This window comes from Rhizobium sp. M1 (genome assembly GCF_002531805.1).
GTDB lineage: Bacteria > Pseudomonadota > Alphaproteobacteria > Rhizobiales > Rhizobiaceae > Rhizobium > Rhizobium etli_C.
In genome coordinates, this window is record NZ_NWSW01000012.1 from 1 (window position 1) to 25,156 (window position 25,156).

At 62.7% G+C, this 25,156-nt stretch carries 27 protein-coding genes; 19 read left to right on the plus strand and 8 right to left on the minus strand.

The window, feature by feature from the left end; translation table 11 throughout:
- On the plus strand, positions 1-865 hold an 865-nt coding region (locus CO655_RS12935; protein ID WP_141514310.1), incomplete at its 5' end, for a calcium-binding protein.
- Between the two features lie 45 nt (positions 866-910).
- Here CO655_RS12935 and CO655_RS12940 read toward each other — a convergent pair.
- The 6 genes from CO655_RS12940 to CO655_RS12965 all read right to left on the minus strand — a co-directional run bounded on the left by CO655_RS12940 (position 911) and on the right by CO655_RS12965 (position 7,854).
- Positions 911-2,563 (minus strand): GMC family oxidoreductase, encoded by a 1,653-nt coding sequence (locus CO655_RS12940; protein WP_097664918.1) that lies wholly within the window; start codon positions 2,561-2,563, stop codon positions 911-913.
- An 84-nt stretch (positions 2,564-2,647) separates the two neighbouring features.
- Positions 2,648-3,730, minus strand: coding sequence for an ATP-binding cassette domain-containing protein (locus CO655_RS12945; protein WP_097664919.1), 1,083 nt, complete (start codon positions 3,728-3,730; stop codon positions 2,648-2,650).
- 7 nt (positions 3,731-3,737) lie between these two features.
- Complete coding sequence (locus CO655_RS12950; RefSeq protein ID WP_097664921.1) at positions 3,738-4,622, minus strand: carbohydrate ABC transporter permease; 885 nt, start codon at positions 4,620-4,622, stop codon at positions 3,738-3,740.
- On the minus strand, positions 4,622-5,509 hold the full coding sequence (locus CO655_RS12955; RefSeq protein WP_097664922.1) for a sugar ABC transporter permease: 888 nt from the start codon (positions 5,507-5,509) through the stop codon (positions 4,622-4,624). The genes CO655_RS12950 and CO655_RS12955 overlap by 1 nt, the downstream gene beginning before the upstream one ends.
- A 100-nt stretch (positions 5,510-5,609) precedes the next feature.
- Positions 5,610-6,842 (minus strand): ABC transporter substrate-binding protein, encoded by a 1,233-nt coding sequence (locus CO655_RS12960; RefSeq protein WP_097664923.1) that lies wholly within the window; start codon positions 6,840-6,842, stop codon positions 5,610-5,612.
- Between the two features lie 58 nt (positions 6,843-6,900).
- Positions 6,901-7,854 (minus strand): sugar phosphate isomerase/epimerase, encoded by a 954-nt coding sequence (locus tag CO655_RS12965; protein ID WP_097664924.1) that lies wholly within the window; start codon positions 7,852-7,854, stop codon positions 6,901-6,903.
- A gap of 222 nt (positions 7,855-8,076) precedes the next feature.
- Between CO655_RS12965 and CO655_RS12970 the strand changes: the two genes are divergently transcribed.
- From CO655_RS12970 to CO655_RS13015, 10 genes are all read left to right on the plus strand, one after another.
- The gene (locus CO655_RS12970; protein WP_097664925.1) at positions 8,077-9,147 is read left to right on the plus strand and encodes a LacI family DNA-binding transcriptional regulator; all 1,071 of its coding nucleotides are present in this window, start codon (positions 8,077-8,079) and stop codon (positions 9,145-9,147) included.
- Between the two features lie 95 nt (positions 9,148-9,242).
- Complete coding sequence (locus tag CO655_RS12975) at positions 9,243-9,521, plus strand: CopG family ribbon-helix-helix protein (RefSeq protein WP_097664926.1); 279 nt, start codon at positions 9,243-9,245, stop codon at positions 9,519-9,521.
- Positions 9,509-9,799 (plus strand): type II toxin-antitoxin system RelE/ParE family toxin, encoded by a 291-nt coding sequence (locus tag CO655_RS12980; protein WP_097664927.1) that lies wholly within the window; start codon positions 9,509-9,511, stop codon positions 9,797-9,799. Before CO655_RS12975 ends, CO655_RS12980 begins: the two co-directional genes overlap by 13 nt.
- Before the next feature lie 199 nt (positions 9,800-9,998).
- Entirely contained in the window at positions 9,999-10,430 is a 432-nt protein-coding gene (locus tag CO655_RS12985; protein ID WP_097664928.1) for a biotin/lipoyl-containing protein, read from the plus strand.
- The gene (locus CO655_RS12990) at positions 10,430-11,824 is read left to right on the plus strand and encodes an acetyl-CoA carboxylase biotin carboxylase subunit (RefSeq protein WP_097664929.1); all 1,395 of its coding nucleotides are present in this window, start codon (positions 10,430-10,432) and stop codon (positions 11,822-11,824) included. The genes CO655_RS12985 and CO655_RS12990 overlap by 1 nt, the downstream gene beginning before the upstream one ends.
- Positions 11,821-12,234 carry an acetyl-CoA carboxylase gene (locus tag CO655_RS12995; protein ID WP_097664930.1) on the plus strand — a complete coding sequence of 138 codons (414 nt, stop codon included), beginning with the start codon at positions 11,821-11,823 and terminating at the stop codon, positions 12,232-12,234. The genes CO655_RS12990 and CO655_RS12995 overlap by 4 nt, the downstream gene beginning before the upstream one ends.
- Entirely contained in the window at positions 12,231-12,938 is a 708-nt protein-coding gene (gene pxpB, locus CO655_RS13000) for a 5-oxoprolinase subunit PxpB (protein WP_097664931.1), read from the plus strand. Before CO655_RS12995 ends, pxpB begins: the two co-directional genes overlap by 4 nt.
- On the plus strand, positions 12,935-13,930 hold the full coding sequence (locus CO655_RS13005; protein WP_097664932.1) for a biotin-dependent carboxyltransferase family protein: 996 nt from the start codon (positions 12,935-12,937) through the stop codon (positions 13,928-13,930). Before pxpB ends, CO655_RS13005 begins: the two co-directional genes overlap by 4 nt.
- Before the next feature lie 21 nt (positions 13,931-13,951).
- Complete coding sequence (locus CO655_RS13010) at positions 13,952-14,719, plus strand: 5-oxoprolinase subunit PxpA (RefSeq protein ID WP_097664933.1); 768 nt, start codon at positions 13,952-13,954, stop codon at positions 14,717-14,719.
- A gap of 60 nt (positions 14,720-14,779) precedes the next feature.
- Complete coding sequence (locus CO655_RS13015) at positions 14,780-15,982, plus strand: pyridoxal phosphate-dependent aminotransferase (RefSeq protein WP_097664934.1); 1,203 nt, start codon at positions 14,780-14,782, stop codon at positions 15,980-15,982.
- A gap of 14 nt (positions 15,983-15,996) precedes the next feature.
- On the opposite strand, the gene nac is transcribed toward CO655_RS13015, so the two are convergent.
- On the minus strand, positions 15,997-16,902 hold the full coding sequence (nac, locus tag CO655_RS13020; RefSeq protein ID WP_097664936.1) for a nitrogen assimilation transcriptional regulator NAC: 906 nt from the start codon (positions 16,900-16,902) through the stop codon (positions 15,997-15,999).
- Positions 16,903-17,133: 231 nt separating this feature from the next.
- Here nac and CO655_RS13025 point away from each other — a divergent pair, with 231 nt between their 5' ends.
- The 6 genes from CO655_RS13025 (at position 17,134) to CO655_RS13050 (ending at position 21,755) form a co-directional block, all read left to right on the plus strand.
- Positions 17,134-17,907, plus strand: a complete 774-nt coding sequence (locus tag CO655_RS13025) for an SDR family oxidoreductase (RefSeq protein ID WP_097664937.1) — start codon at positions 17,134-17,136, stop codon at positions 17,905-17,907.
- On the plus strand, positions 17,904-18,611 hold the full coding sequence (locus tag CO655_RS13030; protein WP_097664938.1) for an amino acid ABC transporter permease: 708 nt from the start codon (positions 17,904-17,906) through the stop codon (positions 18,609-18,611). The genes CO655_RS13025 and CO655_RS13030 overlap by 4 nt, the downstream gene beginning before the upstream one ends.
- Entirely contained in the window at positions 18,608-19,363 is a 756-nt protein-coding gene (locus tag CO655_RS13035; RefSeq protein WP_097664939.1) for an amino acid ABC transporter permease, read from the plus strand. Before CO655_RS13030 ends, CO655_RS13035 begins: the two co-directional genes overlap by 4 nt.
- Positions 19,360-20,124 carry an amino acid ABC transporter ATP-binding protein gene (locus tag CO655_RS13040; RefSeq protein ID WP_097606111.1) on the plus strand — a complete coding sequence of 255 codons (765 nt, stop codon included), beginning with the start codon at positions 19,360-19,362 and terminating at the stop codon, positions 20,122-20,124. Before CO655_RS13035 ends, CO655_RS13040 begins: the two co-directional genes overlap by 4 nt.
- A gap of 31 nt (positions 20,125-20,155) precedes the next feature.
- On the plus strand, positions 20,156-20,992 hold the full coding sequence (locus tag CO655_RS13045) for an ABC transporter substrate-binding protein (RefSeq protein ID WP_097664940.1): 837 nt from the start codon (positions 20,156-20,158) through the stop codon (positions 20,990-20,992).
- A gap of 88 nt (positions 20,993-21,080) precedes the next feature.
- Positions 21,081-21,755, plus strand: coding sequence for a 4-carboxy-4-hydroxy-2-oxoadipate aldolase/oxaloacetate decarboxylase (locus tag CO655_RS13050; RefSeq protein ID WP_004670866.1), 675 nt, complete (start codon positions 21,081-21,083; stop codon positions 21,753-21,755).
- A 75-nt stretch (positions 21,756-21,830) separates the two neighbouring features.
- Here CO655_RS13050 and CO655_RS13055 read toward each other — a convergent pair whose 3' ends face one another.
- Entirely contained in the window at positions 21,831-22,865 is a 1,035-nt protein-coding gene (locus tag CO655_RS13055; protein WP_097664941.1) for a LacI family DNA-binding transcriptional regulator, read from the minus strand.
- Between the two features lie 159 nt (positions 22,866-23,024).
- Between CO655_RS13055 and CO655_RS13060 the strand changes: the two genes are divergently transcribed.
- Both CO655_RS13060 and CO655_RS13065 read left to right on the plus strand, forming a co-directional pair.
- Positions 23,025-23,999 (plus strand): sugar ABC transporter substrate-binding protein, encoded by a 975-nt coding sequence (locus tag CO655_RS13060; RefSeq protein ID WP_176539243.1) that lies wholly within the window; start codon positions 23,025-23,027, stop codon positions 23,997-23,999.
- 107 nt (positions 24,000-24,106) lie between these two features.
- Positions 24,107-25,153 (plus strand): ABC transporter permease, encoded by a 1,047-nt coding sequence (locus tag CO655_RS13065; protein WP_097664942.1) that lies wholly within the window; start codon positions 24,107-24,109, stop codon positions 25,151-25,153.
- Positions 25,154-25,156 lie beyond the last annotated feature (3 nt).

The following is a 25,156-nucleotide window of genomic DNA, read 5'->3' on the forward strand; positions in this document are numbered from 1 at the left end:
CGGCGCTGTGCTGCAGCTCACCGGTGAAGCGAGCTTCAGCGAGACCTCTGATCTCGACGTCGACGGAACCCTGCGAGTCTTGGGCGGGGCTACGACTCTGAACGGCAGCGCAGATATTGCCGATCTGAACGTGCAAAGTGGCACGATGGTGATTGCGGACAGTTCCGCGGTAAATAATCTCTTGCTTACAGGTGGAACGCTCGAAATCCTCGGGGGAGCGTCCTTAAGTTCTGTGGACGTGCAGGGAGGTGTGCTTGTCCTAGCTGGGGACGTCGAGATTTCCGCAAGCTTTGCTCAGACGGCCGGCACAATCCAACTAGTAGGGGGAGCGACGTTAGATTTGTCGGCCTTTGTTCTGACTGGGGCGAGCATTTCAGGGTCGGACGCGAACGATTTTATCGACGCGACCGGGTCTGGTGACACCGTGTTTGGCGGTGCAGGGGCCGATAGACTAGCGGGGTGGGCTGGTGAGGATTGGCTCTCCGGTGAAAGCGGGGCTGACACCCTTATCGGAGGCGGAGGGCGCGACACTCTTACCGCGGGGGATGGAGCAGACCTCTTTGTATTCGATATCTTAGAGACTGATGAAAATAGCGACCTGCTTATCGACTTCGCTGGCAGCGGCCTCGACGGCGACACCATCCAACTCCGCGGATCGGTGTTTTCCTCTATCGGGCTTTCACTCACTGCGAATGAATTCGCGTTTGGGACCCAAGCGCAGGATGGCGACGATAGGATCGTGTACGATCAAAGCGAGGGGATATTATACTATGACAGCAACGGGAACGTTGACGGCGGGCAAGTTCTGCTAGCAACGCTGGCGAACCGCGCGGATCTAAGCGTGTCGGATTTCCAGATCATTTAGAGCTTCAGCGAAGCCGGATATGAAAGGACCTAAAACAATCCCGCTCTAAAGCCGTCCTGTCCGGTACCGGTCGACAAGGTTTCGGCAGGCGCGGATCGTCAGGGCCATGACGGTGAGCGTCGTGCCGGCGATGCCGCTGCCCGGGAAGGCGCTGGCGTCGGTGACGATGAGGTTCGGGGCATCCCAGACCTGATTATAGGGATTGAGCACCGAAGCCTCCGGGCTTTCGCCCATGCGCGCGCCGCCGGTTTCATGGATCGCCGCGCCCATGCACATGGTCTTGCGGAACCATGTGCGGAACATGAAGCGGCTGAAGGCATCGGCGTCGGGGAAGGCGCCCTTGCCCATCTCCTTGAGGCCGGTGGGCGAGCCGATGAATTCGAGTTCGCCGCCGACCTCGCTCACCATGGCGATCAGCGTCTCCTCCTGCCGGCGAAGCAGCGCCTGCTCCTCCGCCTGCAGGACACAGCGGATGTGCGGCACGGGAATGTTCCAGGCGTCCTTGCGCCTGCCATCAAGCGTGATGCGATTGTCGACATAAGGCAGCATGCGGCCGAAGCCGAAGAAGGCGAGACGCGCATCTGTGTCGCCGGAGACCGGCGCCCGGCCGACGCTGCCCTGGTAGTCGAAATCGCCGCGAGCCGCGTCACCCTCGCCGAAACGGGGGATGAAGATCCCGCCCGAGGGATTGTAGAACGGGTCGGTCGGAGCGGATTCGTCGCGCGCCCATCCCTTCGCCTTCGAAAAGGAACCGAAGGCGAGGCAGGGAAGCTGATCCATGAAATAGCGGCCGAGAACGCCTGAGCTATTTCCGAGCCCGTCGGGATGTTGGGCCGAGGCCGAATTGAGGAGCAGCCGCACGCTCTCGATCGGCGAGGCCGACAGCACCACCGTCGCGGCACGGGCCATCGATATCTCACCCGTATTGCGGTCGATAAATTCCGCGCCGGTGGCGCGGCCGGTTCTCTCATCCGTCGTGATGCGGCGAACGACGGCGTCGTAGCGGACCGTCAGCCGGCCGGTGGCCCCGGCGTCCCTGAGCGGCCGCGGCATGCGCTCGGCGTCCGGCGCGATGTAGCGCCAGGAAACGACGCGCCTCTCCGGCCAACGGCTTTCAACCTGTTGCTTGAAGATCTGTTCGGCGGGCGTGAGACCCGCCGGTTTGGCATAGACCCCGTCCGGCAAGGTCGGCGCATTGTCCTTGTTGCCGTAAAGGCCGAGATAGGCCTCCACCTCGTCGTAGAAAGGGGTGAGCTCGTCATAGGAGACCGGCCAGTCGACGCCCTTTCCGGTACGCGACCGGATCTTGAAATCATCGTCGGTCCAGCGCAGCAGCACGCGGCCGAAACTGTGCAGACGCCCGCCGCCCTGGCGGCCGCGGATCCACAGGAAAGGCTCGCCCTTCGGCGTCGTATAGGGATTCTTGCGGTCGTTGACGAAGAAGTGGCTGAAGCGTTCGGTAAAAAACGCCGCCCGCGCCTGGATCGGCTGGCCCTTGATCGTGGCGCGGGCACGCTCCCAGATATTGATGCTGCTGGCGGGCGCCTTCTTGCGCGCCGGATCGAAATCCGCGAGCCCCACGGCCGGACCAGCTTCGAGCAGCAGGACGGACAACCCCTGGGCCGTCAGTTCTTTGACCGCGAAGGAACCCGCCGCGCCGGAGCCGATCACCAGCGCATCATAGACGATCTCAGACATGTCTTTCCAAATCCTGTCCTGGAGCGATTGCTCAAAACGGCGCGCAGCGCGCCGGCAATTGCGAGAAAACCAAGGGGCGGCGCATCACAGCCGCGCCCCGTCGGCGCCGAAGAGCGACGCCTTGGCGATATCGAGCCCGGGAGCCACGCCGTCGCCCGGCTGCAGATCCACGTCGCCCATCAGCCGAAGCGAGAGGCTTTGATCGGCCCAATCGAACCAGACGACCGCATCCGACCCCATCGGCTCGACGACGGAAACGCGGCCGGGGATGGTGGGCAGGCGGCTTGCCGCCCCGTCGAGCACGAGATGCTCGGGGCGAAAACCGAGCGTTGCCGGTCCTTCCGCCGCGGCCAGGCCGAAGGAATAGCCGGAGAGATCGACGGCGAGGCCCTTGCTCAGGAAGACCGGCGAGGCGCCGCCGCGCTCGATCCGGCCCTCGACGAAGTTCATCGCCGGCGCGCCGATGAAGCCGGCGACGAAGAGATTGGCCGGCCGGCGGTAAATCTCGGCCGGCGAAGCGAGCTGCTGGATCACGCCGTCGCGCATGATGGCGATGCGGTCTGCAAGCGTCAGCGCCTCCACCTGGTCATGGGTCACGTAGATCATGGTGTTGCCGAGGCGCTGATGCAGCTTCTTGATCTCGACGCGCAATTCGTTGCGCAGCTTGGCGTCGAGGTTCGACAGCGGTTCGTCGAAGAGGAAGACATCGACTTCGCGCACCAGCGCCCGGCCGATGGCGACACGCTGGCGCTGGCCGCCGGAGAGCTCGGCAGGGCGCCTGTCGAGCAGCGCGTCGAGATGGAGGAGGGCGGCGGTGCGGGCGACACGAGCTTCGATCTCGGGTTTCGGCAGACCGGCGACGCGAAGGCCGAAGGACAGGTTCTTGCGGACCGACATGCGCGGGTAGAGCGCATAGGACTGGAAGACCATGCCGATGCCGCGGTCCTTCGGCTCCTCCCAGCTGACGTTCTTGCCTGAGATCCACACCTCGCCTGATGTGATGTCCTGGAGGCCGGCAATTGCGCTCAGAAGCGTTGACTTGCCGCAGCCGGAAGGGCCGAGCAGCACCAGGAATTCCTGCGGGGCGATATCGATCGACAGCTTCTCGATCACCGTATGGTCACCATAAGCGATCTTCAGGTCCTTGACGGAAACGGCGGATTGCATGGAAGCATTACCCCTTGACTGCGCCGGCGGCGATGCCGCGCACGAACCAGCGGCCTGACAGGAAATAGATGGCGAGAGGGACGATGGCGGTCAGGATCGTCGCCGCCATGTTCACATTGTAGGTCCTCTCGCCCATCGTGGTGTTGACGATATTGTTGAGCTGCACGGTCATCGGCAGGTTGTCGCGCCCGGCGAAGACGAGGCCGAGCAGGAAGTCGTTCCAGATGCCGGTGAACTGCAGCATCGAGACCACCACCACCATCGGCACGGCGATCGGCAGCATGATCTCGTAAAAGATGCGCCAGAAGCCGGCGCCGTCGACGCGCGCCGCCTTGCAGAGCTCCTCCGGCACGCTGACGAAATAATTGCGGAAGAGCAGCGTCACCAGCGGCAGGCCGAAGATGACATGGACGAGAATGATGCCGGCGAGCGAATTGTAGAGCTCGATATTGGCCATCGCCCGGACCATCGGATAGAGGAAGATCTGATAGGGAATGAGACCGCCGGCCATCAGCAGGCCGAAGAGCAGGTTCGCCCCGCGCGGCCGCCAGAGCGACAGCGCATAGCCGTTAACGGCGCCGATGAAGACCGAGAGTGCGACCGCGGGAAGGGTGATCGCCATCGAATTCCAGAAGCCGCTGCGAATGCCGACACAGACGGTTCCCATGCAGGCGCCCGACCAGGCGGTTGCCCAGGCGGAGAAATCGAGCCTGGCCGGCAAAGCGAAGATCTGCCCGAGCCGGATCTCGTCCATCGATTTCAACGAGGTGACGACCATGGTGTAGAGCGGCAGCAGGAAGAAGAGCGCGGCAACGACGAGAAAGGCATAGAGGCCGATGCGCCCTGCTGTGATCTGCGCCGGCTTCGGCCCGTTCGGATGAGGCTTGATCATCACGCCGCTCCCTTTGCCCGGTTGCGCATATGCATCGCGTAGCGGAACGGCGCGACGGCGATGATGACGCCGAGGACAAGTACCGTGGCGCCCGCCGTGGCAAGGCCGAGGTTCTGACGGCCGAAGAGGTTGTCCATGATGAATTTCGCCGGCACCTCGGTCGCATTGCCGGGGCCGCCGTTCGTCATGGCGACGACGATGTCGTAGGTCTTGATCACGCCCATGGCGAGCAGCATGCCGGCCGCCGCCAGCGCCGGCCCAAGCTGCGGCAGGATGATCGAGACGTAGATTCGCCAGACGGGAATGCCGTCGATGCGCGCCGCCTTCCATTGCTCGCCTTCGATGCCGCGCATGCCGGCGAGCGCAATGACCATGACCAGCCCCGCGCCCTGCCAGACGCCGGCAAGCACCACCGCATAGATCGCCATGTCGCGATTGACCACCCAGTCGAGGACAAAACTTTCCCAGCCGAGCGAACGCACGCTCGCCTGGATGCCGAGCGTCGGATTGAGCATCCATTGCCAGATCAGCCCGGTCACCACGAAGGACATGGCGTAGGGATAGAGGAAGATGGTCCTGAAGGCGCTTTCGAAGCGGATCTTGCGGTCGAGGGCGGCAGCGAGCAGAAAGCCGAGCAGCAAACAGCCCCCGACATAAAGCACGCCGAAGATCAATACGTTCTGCAGCGAGGCGAGCCATTTGGCGGAGGAGAAGAGCTTCGAATATTGCGCGAAGCCGACATAGGTCGAGGACGGAAACAGCGTCGAATTGGTGAAGGACAGTCGGATCGACCACGCCATGGTGCCGATGAAGACCACCACCGCGACGAACCATGTCGGCAGCAGGGCAATGGCGGCGGAAAGATTGGGCTTACGTTTGAAGGACATCGGCCAGCTCGTCGACAGATGAAAGGGGCGCGCCGCCGCGGCGCGATGGCAGCGGCCGGGCAGCCGCGGCGTCGGACCAGGCCGACGCCGCGGCGCTATCCTATTCGAAAATGGCGAAGAAGTTTTGGGCGGCGGAGGCTGCGTCATTCGAGCCGCCGCTCCAGTATTCATCGACGTAGTCGTCGAGCGCGCCGACCTGCTGGGGCGTCAGCACGATCGCCTGGTCCGGCACGATCGCGCCCTCAGCCATCAGCTCCGCACCCTTCCGGGCACAGACATCGAGCTTCGACTTGTCAACGTCGGTGCGCATGGGCACCGCACCCTTCTTCAGCGCGAACTCGACCTGGACGGCCGGATCCATGACGACCTCGGCGAGAAGTTTCTGCGCCTTGTCGGTCGCGGCATTGCCGGTCTTGGGGAACCACAGGGAGTCGGCGATATAGACCATGCCCTTCGACTCCGGCGCGATCATGCAGCCGTAGTCCTTGCCCGGCTCCTTGCCGGCGACAGTGAATTCGCCCTTGGCCCAATCGCCCATGAACTGCACGCCGGCCTTGGCGGTAATCAGCATCGCCGTCGCGTCGTTCCAGTTGCGGCCGGCAGCCCCCGCATCGACATAGCCGCGCAGCTTACCGAGGATTTCGAGGGTCTTCTTCACGCCCTCGACGGAGGCCTCGCTCTTGTCCTTGTCGACATAGATCTTCAGGAAGCCGTCGATCCCGACCTGCGAGAGCAGGATCATGTTGAAGACCTTGGTCTGTTGCCAGGGCTGGCCGCCCCATGCGACCGGAACGATGCCGGCAGCCTTCAGCTTGTCGAGGTCGGTGAAGAATTCGTCCCAGCTCTTGGGCTCCTCTGCGATGCCGGCCTTCCCGAAGGCTTCCTTGGAATAGAAGACCCAGCTTTCGCCATGGGCGCCGGTCGGCGAGAGATAGACCTTGCCGTCATAGGAAATGAGATCGTAGATCGATTTCGGCAAAGCGTCGGCCCATTTGCCGGCGGCCGCGACATCGTCGATCGGATTGAACAGACCCTGGCCGACGAAATCGGCGGCCGCAAGACCGATGACGCCCTGCTTGGCGCCGGGCGCATCGCCGGCGACGATACGATTCTGGAAGGCGGCATCGGCGGCGCCGAAACCGGCGATCGAGGAATCCTTCCAGACGCCGCCGCGCTTTTCGAATTCGGTCTTGATGACGTTGAGGGCCGCGGCTTCGCCGCCAGACGTCCAGGACGACATCATCTCGATCGTCGGCTTGTCCTCGGCATGCGCCGAGGCGAAAAGACCGGCGACTGCCACGCCGGCAAGAAAGAGTTTCATCATGGTCTTCATTGTTCCACCTCTTGAAAATGCCCTCTTTGCGGGGCGTACGTTGTCTTGGGAATGATTGTCAGCGATAGATCGGCAGGAGCGCCTGCCGGACGAGCGTCAGCCCGTTGGCGATGTCGCCGACCGGATCCGGCGCGGCATCGAGTTCGAGGATTGCCCAGCCTTCATAGGACCGGTCGCGCAGCAGCCGGATCCAGGCCGGCCAGTCGACCCGTCCAAGGCCGAAGCTGCAGAAATACGGCTGGTGGCGATCGTGGATGCGCTTGTCGATCGGCGTGTCGGCGGGCATGGGCCCGATCGCATCCTTCCAGTGGGCGATAATCATCCGCTCGTGATGCCGGTCGACGAGCTGGACGGGATCGGAGCCGGCAACGATGATATGGGCGGTGTCCGGGCACATATGCACATAGGCCGGGTCGGTCAGAAGCATCATCAGATCGACGTCGCGCGCGGCGGCAAAGATTGAGTGCGCCTCGGTATGCAGCGCCAGCCGCACGCCCCTGGCATAGAGGGTCGCGCCGAGCCGATTCAGGAAATCGGCTATCACCTTGGCGTGGTCGAAATCGTAGAACTGCACCGGCTGGGCGCCGAGCGTCTGGCGAAGCGGGGCGCCGATCACCATGATGTCGCTGCCGCAGGCTTTCAGGAAGTCGGCATAGCGTTCCGCCTTGTCGATCAGTGCGCGCTGGGCCTCGGGCTCGGCGAAATCTCCCGCTGCCTCCAGTTCCGCGAAAAAGCCGCTGCAGAGCGTCAGGCCGCGTCTCGAAAGCTCGGCCGCAAAGGCATCGGCGGAACCATAGGTCTTGATGGCATCCTGCCAGTTGAACGGAGAAAAAGTCAGCTCGACGCCGGTGACGCCGGAGGCCTGGATGCTGTCGAGGATCTTGCCCCAGAAAGCGCGCGGTTCGGTGCGCGCATAGGCGACGATCGCGTCATGGCTGTCGACACCCCAGAAGCCGGGATCGAAGAACGTCACGAGATCGACGCCGAAGCGGAGCCTGTCGCCAGTAGCCATAATCCATCCATTTCTTAAAGGCATGACCTACCCGCATGCGGAACAGCGCCCCACATTCAATAAATCATGAATTTTCAACGCATTAAGTAATGGCAATCGTTTGCCATGTTTGGATGATAATCAAGCTGGCTTTTTAAGCAAGCGATTTTTGGCAAACGTTTGCTATAAATCGCGGGTTGCCTTAGAGTTGCAAATCGAAGCATCCGGGAGAATGAAATAAACGTGAATAAAAACAAGGATGTGGCCGCAGAGGAGCAGTCGGGTGCGTTGATGGCGGACGTCGCACGGCTCGCCGGTGTTGCGATCTCAACGGTCAGCCGTGCGCTCGCCAATCCCGGGCGCGTCAACGAGAAGACCCGCGCCAAGATCAACGCGGCGGCCAAGCAGCTCGGCTATACGCCGAATGCGATGGCGCGGGGCCTCAGGGTCGGCAAATCCAACATCATCATGATCATCCTGCCCGGATCGCTCTATTACGGCGTCTCGCAGATCATTCCGCAGGTCCTGCAGAGCATCAACAAATCGCTGATCCAGGGCGGCTACAACCTGATGATCGCCAACCTCGATCGCGACGAGATTTCCGAGCGGCACATTCTCGACCTCGCTTTCGGCGGCAGCGTGCGAGGAGCGATCATCCTGTCGTCGAAGCTTCCGGAGGTCGATGGGCGCTCGCTGTCAAATTCCGGCCTGCCGATCGTTTCGATGCTGCTCGACATGAGCGATGCGGGCCTGCAAAGCGTCATCACCAACGACCGCGAGGCTGTGCGCGACGTCACCGCCGAGTTGATCCGCTTGGGCCATCGGCGATTCTTCTATCTTGCGGGACCGGAAGGCAACTATCATGACGTCGAACGCTATGGCGGCGTGCTCGAAGCGCTTGAGGCAGCCGGCCTGTCGAAGGGGGCAGTGCATCGCTCGGGCGGCCGCCTCGATTATCAGCACGGTTTCGATATCGGCGTGCAGGCGGCGGACGATTTCGCAGAGCTGACCGAGAAACCGACGGCGGTCATCGCCACCAGCGATGACATGGCCATTTCATTCGTCAGCCGCATTAAGCGCGCAGGCTTGAGCATTCCCGATGATCTCTCCGTCGTCTCCTTCGACGGCTCCCCGGTCTGCGAATTCTCCGCGCCGCCGCTCTCGACGATCGAGCAGCCGGTGGAAGAGATGGGCCGCGCCGCGGTGGAACTCCTGCTCGACGCCATTGGCCAGAGGCAAAACCCCGCCTCCGTGCGCACTATCATCCGCAGCAAGCTCATCTTGCGGGAGAGCATCGCCCCTCCGAAGTGTTGACGAGGCCGGAACCGCTTCATTGAATTCATTCATGGACAAATACAGCGATGAAGCCTAAATTAGCGTCAGGTATTACCTCTGACTAAGGAGGCCTCATGGCATCGCCGACCTCGCTCAAACTCGATGATGAGCTAAAGGGCCGCGTCCAACAATTGGCCGAGGCCCGCCGCCGTTCATCCCACTGGATCATGCGTGAAGCTATTGCACAATATGTCGAGCGCGAGGAGAAGCGCGAGACGCTGCGGCAGGAGACGCTTGACGCCTGGAAGGAATTTGAAGCGACGGGACTGCACGTCACCGGCGTCGAAGTCGAAAAGTGGCTTTCGACCTGGGGAACTGACGACGAGTCGTCCGCCCCCGAATGCCACAAGTAATCTTCTCTCCGGCCGCAATCCGCGACCTCGAGCGGCTCCGGGAGTTCCTGCGGCCGAAAAACCCGTCGGTCGCCAAGCGGGCAGGCGAAACCATTCTCAAAGGCGTGAGCCTCCTCGGCGCGCATCCCCATATGGGACGCCTCATCGAAGACTTGCCCGAGCAATATCGGGAATGGCTCATCGATTTCGGAGAGAGCGGATACGTCGCGCGTTATCGTGTGGATGGCGACATTTTGACGATCCTCGCCGTGCGGCACCAGAAGGAAGCAGGGTTCTGATCAGGATTCCGAGGGTCCACGTCTGTCGGTTGGGAAGTTTATAAGCGTCCGGCGACATGTCCCGATGGGGCGCGGATTGCGCTCCATCAAAACTTCGTCTGACCCCATCAGCCCCCACGTCGTGCTACGAAAATCACAACGCCGGGCGATCTGAGACTTCAGCTATGCGCGGTGGAATTCTGAAATTCCGAGCACGCACATGGACCTCTCGAAGATCAAGACGCTGATCGACTTTGTCGGACGATCGAATATTACCGAGCTGACCGTGACGGAAAAGGATGTGACGGTCCGGATTTTCCGCACGTCGCCGGCAGAGGCAGCTGTTGCCGTGCCCCCGCAAAAGCCGGAACCGACAATAGATCCCGTCTCCGATGCACTTTCGAGCATCGAGAAAACCTCCCATGCGGTGAAGGCGCCCGTCTTCGGCGTTCTGCACCGGGCGCCGGCGCCCGGCGAGCCGCCATTCGTCGCGATCGGCGACGCGGTGGAGGAGGGGCAGACACTTTTCATCATCGAGGCGATGAAGGTCTTCAACACCATCGCCGCGCCGCGGTCCGGACGCATCACGCTTCTCACCGATATCGACAATGGCGAGGTCGAGACCGGCGACCTGCTGGCGGAGATCGCCTGATGCCGGAAAAGTTGGAACAATCCACTGCCTCAGGACGCCGTTTCGATACAGTCCTCATCGCCAATCGCGGCGAGATCGCCGCCCGGGTTCAGCGCGCCTGCCGCGAACTCGGCCTGAAGACGGTCGCCATCTGCTCCGAGGCCGACCGGCAAGCGCCTTACATCAAGACCGCCGACAATTTTCTCTGCATCGGCCCGTCGGCTGCGGGCAGGAGCTATCTCAATCAGGATGCCATCCTTCTCGCCGCACGCCTGACCGGCGCAGGCGCCATCCATCCCGGTTACGGTTTTCTGTCTGAGAATGCCGCATTCGCCGGCGCCGTCGAAAGGGCCGGGCTGGCCTTTATCGGTCCGACCGCTTCGTCGATCGCGACCATGGGCGACAAGATCGCGGCGAAGCGGGCGATGATGGCGGCCGGCGTCCCCTGCGTTCCCGGTCCCGATAGCGCGCTGCCCGACGACCCGGCCGCAAGCGAGCGCCTCGCGCTGGAGATCGGCTATCCCGTCATCGTCAAGGCGTCCGGGGGCGGCGGCGGACGCGGCATGCGCGTCGTGCCAACGGCCGATCAGCTGCATGAAGCCATCGCGCTGACCCGCGAAGAGGCGCGCAAGGCCTTCGGCTCGCCCTCGCTCTATATGGAAAAGTTCCTCCAGCATCCGCGCCACATCGAGATCCAGGTTCTTTGCGACGATCACCGCAACGCCGTGTGGCTGGGGCATCGCGACTGCTCGATGCAGCGCCGCCATCAGAAGGTGGTGGAGGAAGCGCCAGCGCCGGGAATCGCGCCCGACATCATCCAGCCGGTCGGCATGGCCTGCGTGCAGGCCTGCCGTCAGATCGGCTACCGCGGCGTCGGCACCTTCGAATTCCTCTACGAGGACGGCGCTTTCTATTTCATCGAGATGAATACGAGGCTTCAGGTCGAGCATCCCGTCACCGAGCTGACGAGCGGGGTCGATATCGTCCAGGCGCAGATAAAGGCGGCGCAGGGGGAGGTTCTGGATTTCGTCCAGGGCGATGTCACCTGCGAAGGCCACTCCTTCGAATGCCGCATCAACGCCGAGGATCCCGACACCTTCCTGCCCTCGGCCGGCGTCGTCACTCGTCTCGCTCTGCCGCAGGGGCCGGGCATCCGCGTCGATACGCATATTCACCCCGGCTACAGGGTCTCGCCCTATTACGACTCGCTGATCGCCAAGCTGATCGTCCACGCGCCGACGCGGGCGAAAGCGATGGCCAGAATGTGCGAGGCGCTTGCCGGCACCGAAATCGAGGGCATCGCCACCAATATCCCGTTTCTGCGCGCCCTGTTCGAGGACCACGCATTCGCGCGCGGTGAGACGGATATCCACTATCTCGAACACTGGCTGAAGCTGCGGAGGGCGGCGGCATGAGCGCCATCGACTTCAGCGATCCCGCCACCATTGCATTCCTCACCGATGCGCTGACCGCCGCCGGCGTGGAGGGCCTCGAAATCTCCCGGCCGGACGGGCAGCTTCGCATCGTCACTTCGGGGGAGGGCGGCGCGCAGGTAGCCGTACTCCGCGCTCCAGGCTCCCCACCTGTCGTCATGAAGGCGCCGCTGGCGGGGCATTTCTGCGCCGAACATCCGGCCGCCGCCGCCACACCGCAAACCCTGCCGCGCTCCGTATCCGATGCCGATCTCCTCGGCTTCATCAGGGTAGGGCATGTGCTGCTTCCCCTTCGCGCCGGCCGTTCCGGTGTCTTGACCAGGCTGCTCGCCGAGCCCGGCGCCCTGGTCGGCTTCGGTGATCCTCTGTTCGAAATCGAGCTGCCATCATGATCGCCACCACGAACAGACATGCCTCGCAACGCGAAATCGTTCCGGCCACCCAAAGCCGGGCGCGGGTTTCCTCGATCGGGGCCAGATCCTTCCTGCTCGAGGCGCCCGGCGATTTCGATCTCATCGCGCAACGGCGGATCTGGGCCCTGTCTCAGATGGTGAAAAGCTGGGCGGACCTTGCCGAAAACATTCCCGGGATGACCAACCTGCTGGTGATCTTCAAGCAGACGCCCGAGGATCCCGATGCGGTGGTCGTCCGGCTGCTTGAGGCATGGGAGAATGCGCAGAGCATCGATCTCAACGGCAAGACCATCGAGATTCCCGTCCATTACGGCGGCGAACATGCGAGCGATCTTCCGGCCCTTTGCGATCTCTCGGGCTTAAGCGACCGCGAGGTCGTCCGAATCCATCATGAAGCGACCTACCGGGTCTTCGCCTTGGGCAGCGCGCCCGGCTTCGGCTATCTGCATGGCCTCGATCCGCGCATCTATATGCCGCGAAAGACGGTGCCGTCGCTGAAGATGCCGAAGGGCTGCGTGACGATCGGCGGCATGCAGACCGGCGTCGCCATGCTGACCGGCCCCAATGGCTGGAACTCCATCGGCTTTGCGACGCTTGAGATGTTCGACCCAACCGCGCCGACCCCCGCCATGATGGCGCCCGGAGATACGGTGCGGTTCTTGCCGGCAAGGATCGAGCTATGATCGAGATCTTGGAAACCGGCCCCTTCAACACGGTGCAGGATCTCGGACGCCCCGGCTATCGTGATATCGGCGTGTCGGCGAGCGGCGCGATGGATCCGCTCGCGGTCAGGATCGGCAATATTCTCGTCGGCAATGACGAAAATGCGGCTGTGATCGAGGTGCAGACCTTCCCGTTCAGCCTGCGTTTCGAGCAGCGCACCGTCTTTGCCGTGACCGGCGCCGACGGTCATCCTCACCTTGAGGGATCGGAACTCATTCCCTGGTGCGCCTATATGGCAGAGCCCGGACAGGTTCTCGAACTGAAGCAGCCCCCGCTGCTCGCGCGCGCCTATGTTTCGTTCGGCGGCGGGCTGGATATTCCAGTTGTCATGGGGTCGCGAAGCACGTCGCTGCGCGGCGGCTTTGGCGGCAATGCCGGCCGGCCGCTGGCGAAGAATGATCGGATCGCGGTCGGCGAGGACTTGGAGATTGCCATGCTGCCGGCCATGGGCCTCGCGGTCGTCGAGCCGGCCGTGGCACTGCGCGATGTCTTCCCGGCTCCCGTCGATGGGGCACTGCCGATCCGCGCCCTGCCTGCCGGCGAGCATGGTCTTTTCGCCGGAGACGGCGAAGCCTTCTGGGGCCAGACCTGGCGGATTTCCTCGCGCAGCGACCGCACGGGCTACCGGCTGTCCGGCGAGCCGATCACGCCGACCGCCTCCATCGAGATGCGCTCTCACGGCGTCGTGCCCGGCGTCATCCAGGTTCCGCCCGGCGGCGAACCGATCGTGCAGATGAGCGATGCGAATACGGCCGGCGGCTATCCGAAGATCGCCGGTGTGATCGAATGCGACCTCTGGCGGCTCGGGCAGGCCCGCACCGGCGCTCGCCTGAAATTCGTCCGGTCGACGCATGCGGAAGCGCGCGCGGTCGAGCAGGCCGTCGCCGGCTATGTCGAGGATGTCAGGCTGACATCCGGGATGGTCAAGCGCGCCCTGAAGGCGATCGCCTAAGCGGAGCGAAAGGAGGAACTGATGAAGATCGATCTGAATTCCGACATGGGCGAAGGATTTGGTCCCTACCGGCTGTGCGACGACGAAGCGATGATGAAAATCGTCTCTTCGGCCAATATCGCCTGCGGTTTTCACGGCGGCGACCCCGATACGATGGGGCGCATGGTGCGGCTGGCAAAGCAGAATGGCGTCGGCATCGGCGCCCATCCCGGCCTGCCCGACCGGCTGGGCTTCGGCCGGCGCGAAATGCCCTTCCAGGCGGACGAGCTTCGCCAGCAGATGCTCTACCAGCTCGGCGCGCTGATGGCGATTGCCAGAGCCGAGCGGGTCGCCGTCTCCCATATCAGCTTTCATGCGGCCATGGGCAACATGGTCAACCGCGATCCTGTGCTTGCAGACCTGATGATGGATGCGATCGTCACCGTCGACGCCAATCTCGTCGTCTTCGTCACGTCGGGGAGCGAGATCCAGCGGGCGGCCAGGCGCGCGCGCCTGAAGACACTGGCGCTTTTCCTCGCCGACCGGGCCTATGACGCCGAGGGCAGACTTGTTGCGCGCGGGCTCCCGGGCGCCCTCGTCAAAGACGAAGCCGCCGTGCGCGCACGTGTGCGAAAATTCCTCCTCGACGGAACCGTCGAGACGATCGACGGCGCCGTGATCGCCATGCCGGCGCGCTCCATTCTCGTCCACAGCGATACGCCCGGCGCCCTGGAGCTTGCCGGCATCGTGCGCGGTGAGATCGAAGCCACCGGCGCCACGCTCGCTCCCGCCGCCGAACTCGCCGATTGACGCAATCCCGATCGCCTGCCGGCGGTCTTTTCCCCAATCTCTCCTCGAAGGACCACGCCGATGTCCGTCATCGCAGACCGCCTGAAAAACGTCTCCATATCCGCATCCGCCGCCATGACCCAGCGCGCCCGGGAATTGGCCGCCAAGGGGATCAAGGTCGTCAGCCTCTCCTCCGGCGAACCGGATTTCCCCACCCCGGCGCACGCGATCGAGGCGGCGCATGCGGCGGCTCTCGCCGGTGATACGAAATATCCGCCGATGGACGGCACGCCGGCGCTCAAATCGGCCATCATTCGGAAGTTCAAGCGCGACAACAATCTCGACTACGACGCCAGCCAGATCGTCGTCTCGGGCGGCGGCAAGCAGGTGATCTTCAACGCCATGCTGGCGACCTGCAATCCGGGCGACGAGGTCGTCATCCCGACGCCCTCCTGGGTCAGCTATGCCGACATCGTCAAATTCGCCGGCGGCGTACCGGTTGCCGTGCCCTGCCACGAGCAGACCGGCTTCAAGCTGCGCCCGGAGGATCTGGAAGCGGCGATCACGCCGCGCACCAAATGGCTCTTCCTGAATTTCCCGAACAATCCGACCGGGGCAGCCTGCTCCAGGGCGGAGATGGCCGCCATCGCCGAGGTCATGCTGCGCCATCCCAATGTCTGGATCATGACCGACGACATCTATGAGCACCTGGTCTACGACGACTTCCAATTCTGCACGATCGCGGAAGTCGAACCCAGACTATACGATCGCGTCCTGACGATGAACGGCGTCTCCAAGGCCTATGCAATGACCGGCTGGCGGCTCGGGTTCTGCGCCGGATCGAAAGAGCTGATCTCGGCTATCAGCAACGTCAACGGCCAGAATGGCGGCGGCATCGCGACGCTGACCCAGGCGGCGGCGACCGCGGCGCTGGACGGGCCCCAGGATCTTCTGAACGAGCGCGCCGCTATCTACAAGACGCGACGCGACTTCGTTCTCGACAAACTGTCGGAGGTGGAAGGGCTGCGCTGCCATCGGCCCGAAGGCGCATTCTACATCTATCCCAACATATCGGGGCTGATCGGCAAGACCAGCAAGGGCGGGCGCAAGATCGAGACCGACGTCGATTTCGTCATGGCGCTGGTGGAGGAGCATCACGTCGCGACCGTGCAAGGCGCGGCTTACGGAATGAGCCCCTTCTTTCGCATTTCCTACGCGACAAGCATGGAAAAACTCGCCGACGGCTGCGCGCGGATCGCCCAATTCTGCAAGGACATGCGCTGACCGGCGACCCCCTCTCAGGCTTTCAGCCGCGCCGTCAATTCGAGAAGAATGTCCCGGACGGCAAGGGCCGGTTCCGACAGGGGATTCTGGTCGGAAACGCAAAGCGACAGGGTTTCTTCGATCCGCGGCGAGACGAGCCGGCAGATCAGCGGCTCGCTCGATTCCGAGACGATGCGGTCGGCAATCGCCTTCGGCATGATCGTCGCGCCGAGACCGCTGCCGACCGCGCGGGCGAGGGTGCGCACGATTTCGACTTCCGCCACGACCTTCAAATTGGTGCGTGTGCGGGTGAAGGCGGTGTCGACCGCACGCCGGACGAAATTATAGGCGGGCGGCAGCAGCAGCGGTATGCCGTCGAGAGCGTTGACCGCAACGGGTTTTGCATCCGCTTCGATGGCAAAGTCGCGATGCGCCACCAGGAAAAACTCTTCGCTGAGGATCGGTTCGAAGCGCACGCCCTTGATCGGCCCGGTTCCATGCAGAAGCGCCATCTCCAGCCGGCCGTTCATGATCATCTGGCTGTAGGTCTGGCCGACGCTTTCTGTCAGGTGCAGCAGGATACCGGGATGCCGCTTCCGGGTTTCCGCCAGGAGATCGACGGAGAGCGTCGCAGCACTGCTGAACGGCACGAGGCCGACAGACACGCGCCCGGCAAGCGAATTGCCGGCGGCGGACGCATCGGCTTGGGCCTGCTCCATCTGCCGGAGGATGATCTGCGCATGGCGATAGACCGCGTGTCCGGCATCGGTCATGCTGACGCCCTGCTGGCTGCGGATCAGCAGCTTGTGGCCGAAATGCTCTTCCAGCGCCGCAAGCTGCTGGCTGAGAGCCGGCTGGGCGATATGCAAAAGATCCGCCGCTCGCGTGATGCTGCCGCTGTCGACGATCACGATGAAGGATTTGAGGCGTCTGATGTCCATGGGGATCGGGGTACCATACTGATCTGCGGGTGGCATGTTTGCAGAGGCGCATTGCTTTTGCAACGCGACGCGGCGTGAAGCGAGGCCGCGAGAGAATACCGGCGTCGCCGCCTTCTCTTCTTCGGCAGGCCGCGCCGCTCCATAACCGTTGCTTATTGCTCCAGAGATAATCGGTCTTAGGCAAGGGGTTAAAGCTTCGCTACTGTCTTCATCAACCACAAGGGAACGACAATGCCATTCTCCGACTACAAGACCGCACTGGTGACCGGCGCATCCTCCGGGATCGGCGCAGCCGTGGTTGAGCGGCTTCGCCGAGAGAACATCGAAGTCCATGCCGTTGCCCGCAGTGCCCAAGCGCTGCAGCAGCTGGCCGGGCGCACGGGCTGCATTGCCCATGCCATCGATGTGACCGATCGGCCGGCGATCGCCGAGCTGGCGGGCCAGGTCGAGTTCGACATTCTCGTCAACAATGCCGGCGTCGACCGGCCGAAGAAGTTCCTGGAAGCCGACGAGAGCGATATCGATCTTCTCGTCGACGTCAATCTCAGGGCGGTTCTGCACATCTGCCGCCTCGTCGTGCCGGGCATGGTGGCGCGCGACCGCGGCCATGTGATCAACATCTCGTCGATCGCCGGCGCCTATAATTTCGGCGGCAACTCCTCCTATCACGCCACCAAGGCCGGCGTGAGCATGCTGTCCAACCAGCTGCGCATCGATGCTTTCGGCAAGCGGGTACGGGTTACCGAAATCTGCCCCGGCCGGGTCGCCACCGATATTTTCAATCACGTCCACGGCGATGACCCCAGCATCCGGGAACGGTTCATCGATGGTTTCGAACTGCCGCAGGCAACCGATATCGCCGACGCCATCGCCTTTGCCATAGCAGCTCCTGTCGCCGTCAACATCGGACATATGGAGATCACGCCGACGCTGCAGGTCATGGGCGGCCTGCAGACGGCGAAGCCGCAACCGAAGACGGATCCATCCGGGGAGCCAACGCCGTGAGCGGTTTCGACCTTTCGGCAATCCTCGGAAATCCCGACTATGCCGCCATGCTGCTGCATGGCATCCAGATGACCTTCATCATCTATGCCGGCTCCTGGTCGCTCGCGATGGCGCTCGCCCTGCTGCTGCTCGGTATACGCCTGTCGCCCTTTCGCTTCGGCGATCCGTTGGTCGCCGCTTACGTATCCTACCACCGCAACGTCCCCACCCTGGTGCAGCTGATGCTGTGGTATTTCGGGATTTTCACTCTGATGCCGAACGGGGTCGCGACATGGCTGGCGAGCCATAATGCCGAGGCGATCTTCGCGGTGATCGGGCTCGGGCTCTGCCAGGCAGCCTATTTCAGCGAAGATCTTCGCTCCGGCGTGCGCTCGGTCAGCGACGGCCAGATGCAGGCCGCCCGTGCGCTTGGCCACGGTTATGTCTCGGCGATGCGCTTCGTCATCATGCCGCAGGGCGTGCGCAACGCACTGCCGCCGCTCGTCAATCACAGCGTCTCCCTGTTCAAGAACAGCAGTCTCGCCGTCGTCATCGGCGCCTCGGAACTGACGCATGCCGTCAAGGAAATCGAAAACCTCAGCTTCCGCACCTTCGAGATCTACCTGATCGGCACGGTTCTCTACCTCTTCTTCTCGCTGATCATCATGAGCGTCGGCGCCTATCTGTCGATGCGCGCCGATCCTGCCAGGAGTGCGCGCGCATGATCCAGGACATGATCGCCATCGTCCGAGATTACTGGCTGCTGCTCTTGATCGGCCAATATCCGAACGGCCCGCTCGGCGGGCTCGCCAATACGCTGATCCTTTCGGCGCTCAGCATCACCCTCGCTTTTCCGGCCAGTATCCTCTTCGCGCTGGCGCGGCTTTCCAAGTCGCCGCTGCTGCGCTGGCCGGTCACGGCACTTGTCTATTTCACCCGGGGTGTGCCGCTGTTGATGCTCATCCTGTGGAGCTATTTCCTGGTTCCGCTGCTGACCGGCGCCGACGTGCCGAGCTTCGTCACCATGCTGACGACGCTGGTGGTCTATCAGAGCGCCTTCCTCAGCGAAGTAGTCCGTGCCGGCATCGTCGCGCTCGGACCGGGCCAGATGGATGCGGCGCGGGCGCTCGGCCACGGCTATATGGGCGCGATGCGCTACATCATCCTGCCGCAGGCGCTCTACAACATGATCCCGAGCATCATCTCCACCTTCGTCTCGACGATCAAGGACACGACACTCGGCTATGTCATCAACGTGCCTGATCTGACCTTTGCGGCAAGCCAGGTCAACAACCAGCTGCTGACGCAGCCCTTCCAGGTCTTCCTCATCCTGGCGATCGTCTACTTCATCATCTGCTGGACGCTCACCTACTTCGCCAATCGCCTCGAGCGGCGCATCACCCGGCGGCGTGCGGGACTTCTCGTGCCCGCCGCTGCCGTGGTCACGCCGTCGAAAATCGTATCGGAGCAGCTATGACGATGTCCGTTTCAACGCAGGAATCGCAGACGATCAGGCTTTCCCAGGTCTGCAAGAGCTACGGCGACTATCCGGTCCTCAAGGATATCGACGCGCAGGTGGCACGCGGCGAAGTCGTGGTCATTTGCGGGCCGTCCGGTTCGGGAAAATCGACGCTGATCCGCACGATCAATCGGCTCGAGGAGATCAACAGCGGATCGATCACACTCGACGGGCAGAACATTCATGCCGCCATGCGGGCAAAGGAACTCAACGCGATGCGCAGCCGGATCGGCTTCGTGTTTCAGAACTTCAACCTGTTTCCGCATCTCTCGGTCGCCGAAAACGTCTCGATGTCGCCGATCCGGGTGAAGGGCGTGGCGCCCGAGGTCGCGCATGAAAAGGCTCTCAAGCTCCTCGATCGGGTCGGCCTTGCCGACAAGGCCCGGGCCTATCCCGGGCAGCTGTCGGGCGGCCAGCAGCAGCGGGTGGCGATCGCCCGCGCCCTTGCCATGGAACCGCCGGTGATGCTGTTCGACGAACCGACGAGCGCGCTCGACCCCGAAATGGTCGGCGAGGTGCTCGCCGTCATGAAGAGCCTGGCGTCCGAAGGCATGACCATGCTCTGCGTCACTCATGAAATGGGTTTCGCGCGCGACGTCGCCGATCGGATCTGGTTCATCGATGCCGGCCAGATCATCGAAACGGCGACCCCAAAGGAATTCTTCAGCAATCCGCGCCATCCCCGGGCTCAGCGTTTCCTCGCTGATCTCAGGCACTGATACCGAGCACCAAAAACAAAGGAGAACAGCAATGAACTGGAAATACCTAAGCCTCACCCTCGCATTTGCCGGCATGGCGGCCGCTGTGCCCGCCAAAGCCGATCAGCTCGACACCATCATGTCGGCGAAGACGCTGCGCTGCGCGACGTTCGCCGACGTTCCCCCCTTCGCCTCGCCCGATCCGAAGACCCGTGAAATGGCCGGTTTCGACGTCGATCTCTGCGGCGCCATCGCCAAGGAATTGGGCGTCAAGGCCGAGATCAAGCCGGTTTCGGTCGAAGCGCGCGTGCCCGAAGTCAAGCTTGGCCGCGTCGACATCACCGTGGCCAACCTTGCCTATACGCTGAGCCGCGCCGAGCAGATCCAGTTCAGCGATCCCTATTATCTCGCCAAGGAAATGCTGATCGTGCCGGCCGACGATGCCGGCAAGACGAAGGCCGATTACGCCGGCCAGCGCATCGCTTCGACCAAGGGCTCGACCTCGGAAATGTCGATCAAGCTCAACAAATCCGAGCCGCTGACATTCCAGGATACCGCTTCTGCCTATCTCGCCGTCCAGCAGGGCAAGGCGCGCGGCATGGTGGCCAACACCATGACGACGACCAAGTTCGTCAATGAATCGAAGAGCAAGGGCAAGGAAATGCGGATGATCGAGGAGCCGATGCTCTATCAGCCGATCGGCATCGGCATGGCCAAGGATCAGCCGGCACTGACCGCCAAGGTCAACGAGATCCTGCACAAGCTCGACGAGTCTGGTGAAATCAACAAGATCTGGGACAAGTGGCTCGGCCCGAACACCGAGTACAAGATGACCCGCACCGACAAAGTCGTGCCGCTCGCGCAGCTGAAATTCGACCCGATCCCGTAGACCGACCGGTCTCGGAACCTCCCGAAGACATTCAACCGAGATAAGACGGCGGGATTTGCCCGCCGTCTACCAACGATGTGAGGCACCCATGATTCATATAAAAGACATCGCTGAACGGCCCAGCAAAGCTGACATCGAGGCCGTTTCCAAATTTTCGCCGGCGACGATCCACGAAGCCCAGGGCCGCCGCGGCGCGCTGTCCTCCCGCCTCAAGCCCGTCGACTACCGCATGAAACTGTGCGGCCCGGCATTCACGGTCAAATGCGCGCCGCGCGACAACATCATGCTGCAACTCGCCATCAACTATGCAAAGCCCGGCGACATCATCGTCGTCTCCGCCGGCGAATACGAAGAGGCCGGCTCCTTCGGCGACGTGCTTGCCAATGCCTGCCTTGCCAAAGGCATCGGCGGCCTCGTCACCGACACCGGCGTGCGCGATACGCTGCAGCTCAGAGAACTCGGCTTTCCCGTCTTCTCGCTCAGCGTCTGCATCAAGGGCACGGTGAAGGAAACCATTGCCGCGGTGAACGACCCGATCATCGTCGGCGGCGAAACCATCAATCCCGGTGACATCATCGTCGGTGACGCCGACGGACTGGTGGTGGTCCGCAGGCAGGAAGCCCAGGAAGCAGCCCGGCTTTCGCAGGCTCGCGAAGATGCCGAAGCCGGTTATATCGCCGCCTACAAGGCGGGCAAATCGGTCATCGAGGTCAGCAATCTGGCGCCGGTGCTGAAAGCCAAGGGCCTTGTCGTCGACATCTGAGACGATAGAGATCGCCTTATTCTCAAGTCTCAGCCCGCGCCGGCTTTCCCAGCCGCGGCGAACGCCGCGGCTATATCAGATATTCTCAGGCGTCACGATTTCGAAGGTAATTGTCCGCTGAATCGTGCCGCCCGACGCACCCTGCGTGATCGTTTCGATCATCGTCTCGACCAGCGCCGTGGACGTCTGCTCCAGCGGATGACAGAGAGCCGCGGTAATCATCCCCTCCGACAGGCCTTTTCGCGTCTCCGGGCCAATGTCCCGGCAAACGAGGCGGATGCTTCGGCGCCGCTCCTGCGGCACTTCCCTCAGCGCCCGCAAGACACCGGAGATGCCGCCGCCGACAATCAGGATGCCGGTGAGGTCATCCGTCGTCGCCAAGAGTTCCTTGACCATCCGGTATGCCTCGTTCGGCTCCTCATGCGTGGGGCGGCTGTCCTCGATGGTCAGGTGCGGCGCATGTTCGCGCACATAGGAGCGGAAGCTCGCATCGGAGACGTCCTGACATTGGTAACGGTGGTTGCCGATGAAGACGGCGATCCGCCCCGGTCCGTGGGTCATGTTCGAGATCAGCCATGCTGCCGTCCGCCCCATTTTCCAATTGTCGGCCCCGACATAAGCGGCCCGCTCGCGGGCGGATTGGTCGGTAATATAGGCGATAACAGGCTTGCCCTTCTCGTGCAGCTCGCGGATGGCCTGGGCGATCACCGGGTGATCGGCGGCGACGACGGCAACGGCGTCGCAATTTGCACCGAGCGCCTTGAGCCGGCCGGCAATATTTTCCGGGGTCAGCAGATCCACAAAGTCGACCAGGGGATCGATGACCTCATCGCGCCTGGCGCGGCATGCCTCGACGATCTTCTTGCCGAAGAGCTGGTAGAGCTCACGACTGGATTGCTGCAGCAGAAAGCCAAGCCGGTATTTCGGCACTGTCTTGCGCAGCCGGTCCTCGATTGCGCCGGCGCCGTAAAAGCCGATCCGCTCCGCGGCCGCCTGGACGCGCTGCACGGTCGTGCCTTTGACGGAGGCAGTACCGGCCAGAATCCGATTGACGGTCGCAATCGAGACATCGGCTTCCTTGGCAAGGTCGGAGATGGTCGGCCGCCGCATGATTGTTCCCTCCATCGTTAGAACGTTCGTATCATTATGATTGATACTCTGTGATACTTTATGCATGTTTAGTATGATTTCACATTTCGAGAATTTCAAGCGGTGATATGTTTCTCTTCACGGTCACGCCAGGGAGGCGGGCCAAGGGAGGAGATAGAAATGACTAAATTTCGCCGCCTTGCGGCAACCGCATCGGCTGTCGCGATCATGACTTGCACTGCCACGGCCGTTATGGCCGCCAACATCTTCGTCGTGGGCGGCAAGCCGGACGATCCGTTCTGGTCGATCGTCAAGCGCGGCGCCGAGGATGCCGGCAAGGTCGTTGAGGCACAGGGCGGCAAGGTCGTCTGGCTCGGGCCTCAGAATTACGACAATCTCGGCGTCGATGCGGCCGAACTGATCCGTCAGGCCATCGACCAGGGCGCCGATGCGATCGTCGGTCCGGACTGGGTGCCGGAAGCCATGGACCCAGCCTTCAAAGCGGTGGTCGACAAGAAAATTCCGCTGGTCATCTATAATGCCGGCGGCATCGAAGCCGCCGATCGCCTCGGTGCGATGAACTATGTCGGCTCCAACGACTACCTCTCCGGCAAGGCCGCGGGCAGCTACTTCGCCAAGCACGACCTGAAAAACGCCGTCTGCCTCAACACGCTGCCGGGTGCGGCAAACATCGAAGCTTTCTGCAAAGGCATGACCGATGGTGTGACCGAAGGCGGCGGCACCGGTTCGTCGCTGCCGCTGCCGGCAACGTCATTCGGTTCGGCGACCGCCGTCGCGCAGGCCCTCAAGGCGCATCTGCTGCAGCATCCGGAGATCAAAGCGGTCTTCGCGATCGGCAACGTCGACACGAACTCCGCGGTCAACGGCGTAACGCAGGCCGGCAAGCAGGGCCAGGTCAAGGTCTGCGGCATGAATATGGATGAAACCGTCCTGAACAACATCAAGAGCGGCAGCCAGCTTTGCGCGATCGACCAGCAGGGTTACCTGCAGGGCTACCTGGCGGTCTCGATCCTGAACAGCAATGTCAATTACGGCCTCACCGTGCCGACCCGGGAAATCCTGACCGGCCCCGGCGTCATCGACGCCTCGAACGTCGATGCCACTATGGCAGGCGTGAAAGCCGGCGCCCGGTAAGGGATCGGCCCAACGTCGTGAAGCTGCCTGTCCCTCACGCAGGCAGCTTCCATTCTTTCAAAAAGCGCCGACCGTTACCGGTCACGCGGCTTTATTGGTGGTGTCAAATGAACGCGAGAAACGATGTCCTCGCCCCGTCGGTTGCTTCGGGCGGCCATGCCAAAGCGACCATCGGTCAGCTTTCGCGGCGCCCCGAAGCGGGCTCGTTGCTGGGCTTGATTGCGGTGTTCGTCTTCTTCGCCCTGCTGGGCGGCAAGGTGTTCCTGTCCGCTGCGGGCTATGCGAGCTGGCTGAATGTCGCGGCCGAGATCGGCATCGTCGCGCTGCCGATCGGGCTCCTGATGATCGCAGGCGAAATGGACCTCTCGATCGGCGCGGTGATCCCGGCGTCATCGCTGACGGTGGCGATCGTTTCCGGCCACTACGGTCTTCCCGAAATCGTCGGGATTTCCGCCGGCCTCGGTGTCGGGCTCCTCGTCGGATTTTTCAACGGTTATCTCGTCAACCGCACCCGCGTCCCGTCCCTGATCGTCACCATCGGTTCGATGTTCGGCGTCATGGGATTGACGCTGGGCTTCACCGTGCTGATTGCCGGCAGCACCGGTGTATCGCTGGTGCCAAATCCGACCGTCAAAGCAATCCTCGGCGATTTCATCGGCGGCATGTTCCAGGTGACGATCTTCTGGTGGGTGCTGTTCGCAGCAGCGTTCTTCTGCCTGCTGCACATTTCGCCGGTGGGCAACTGGATCTTCGCTCTCGGCGGCGACAAGGTCTCGGCCCGCAACGCCGGCATTCCGACGGAAAAGCTCACCATCGCGCTCTACATGCTGTCGGGCTTTTCCGCCGCCTTCGTCGGCGTCAGCCAGGTGCTCGTCTACCAGAGCGCACAGGTGCTCGGCGGGCAATCCTTCATCTTCAATTCGATCATGTGCGTGGTCATCGGCGGCGTGCTTCTGACCGGCGGCGCCGGATCCGTCGTGGGCATCGTCTTCGGCACGCTCACCTTCGCGATCGTCAATCAGGGCATTTATTTCACCGGCATAGACCCGAACCTCGGCAGCGTCATCATCGGCGCGCTCCTGCTGCTCGCCGTGATGATGAATGACAAGTTCCGGCTGATGGCGATGTCCTATGCCGCGAAAAAGAAGAAGTGAGGG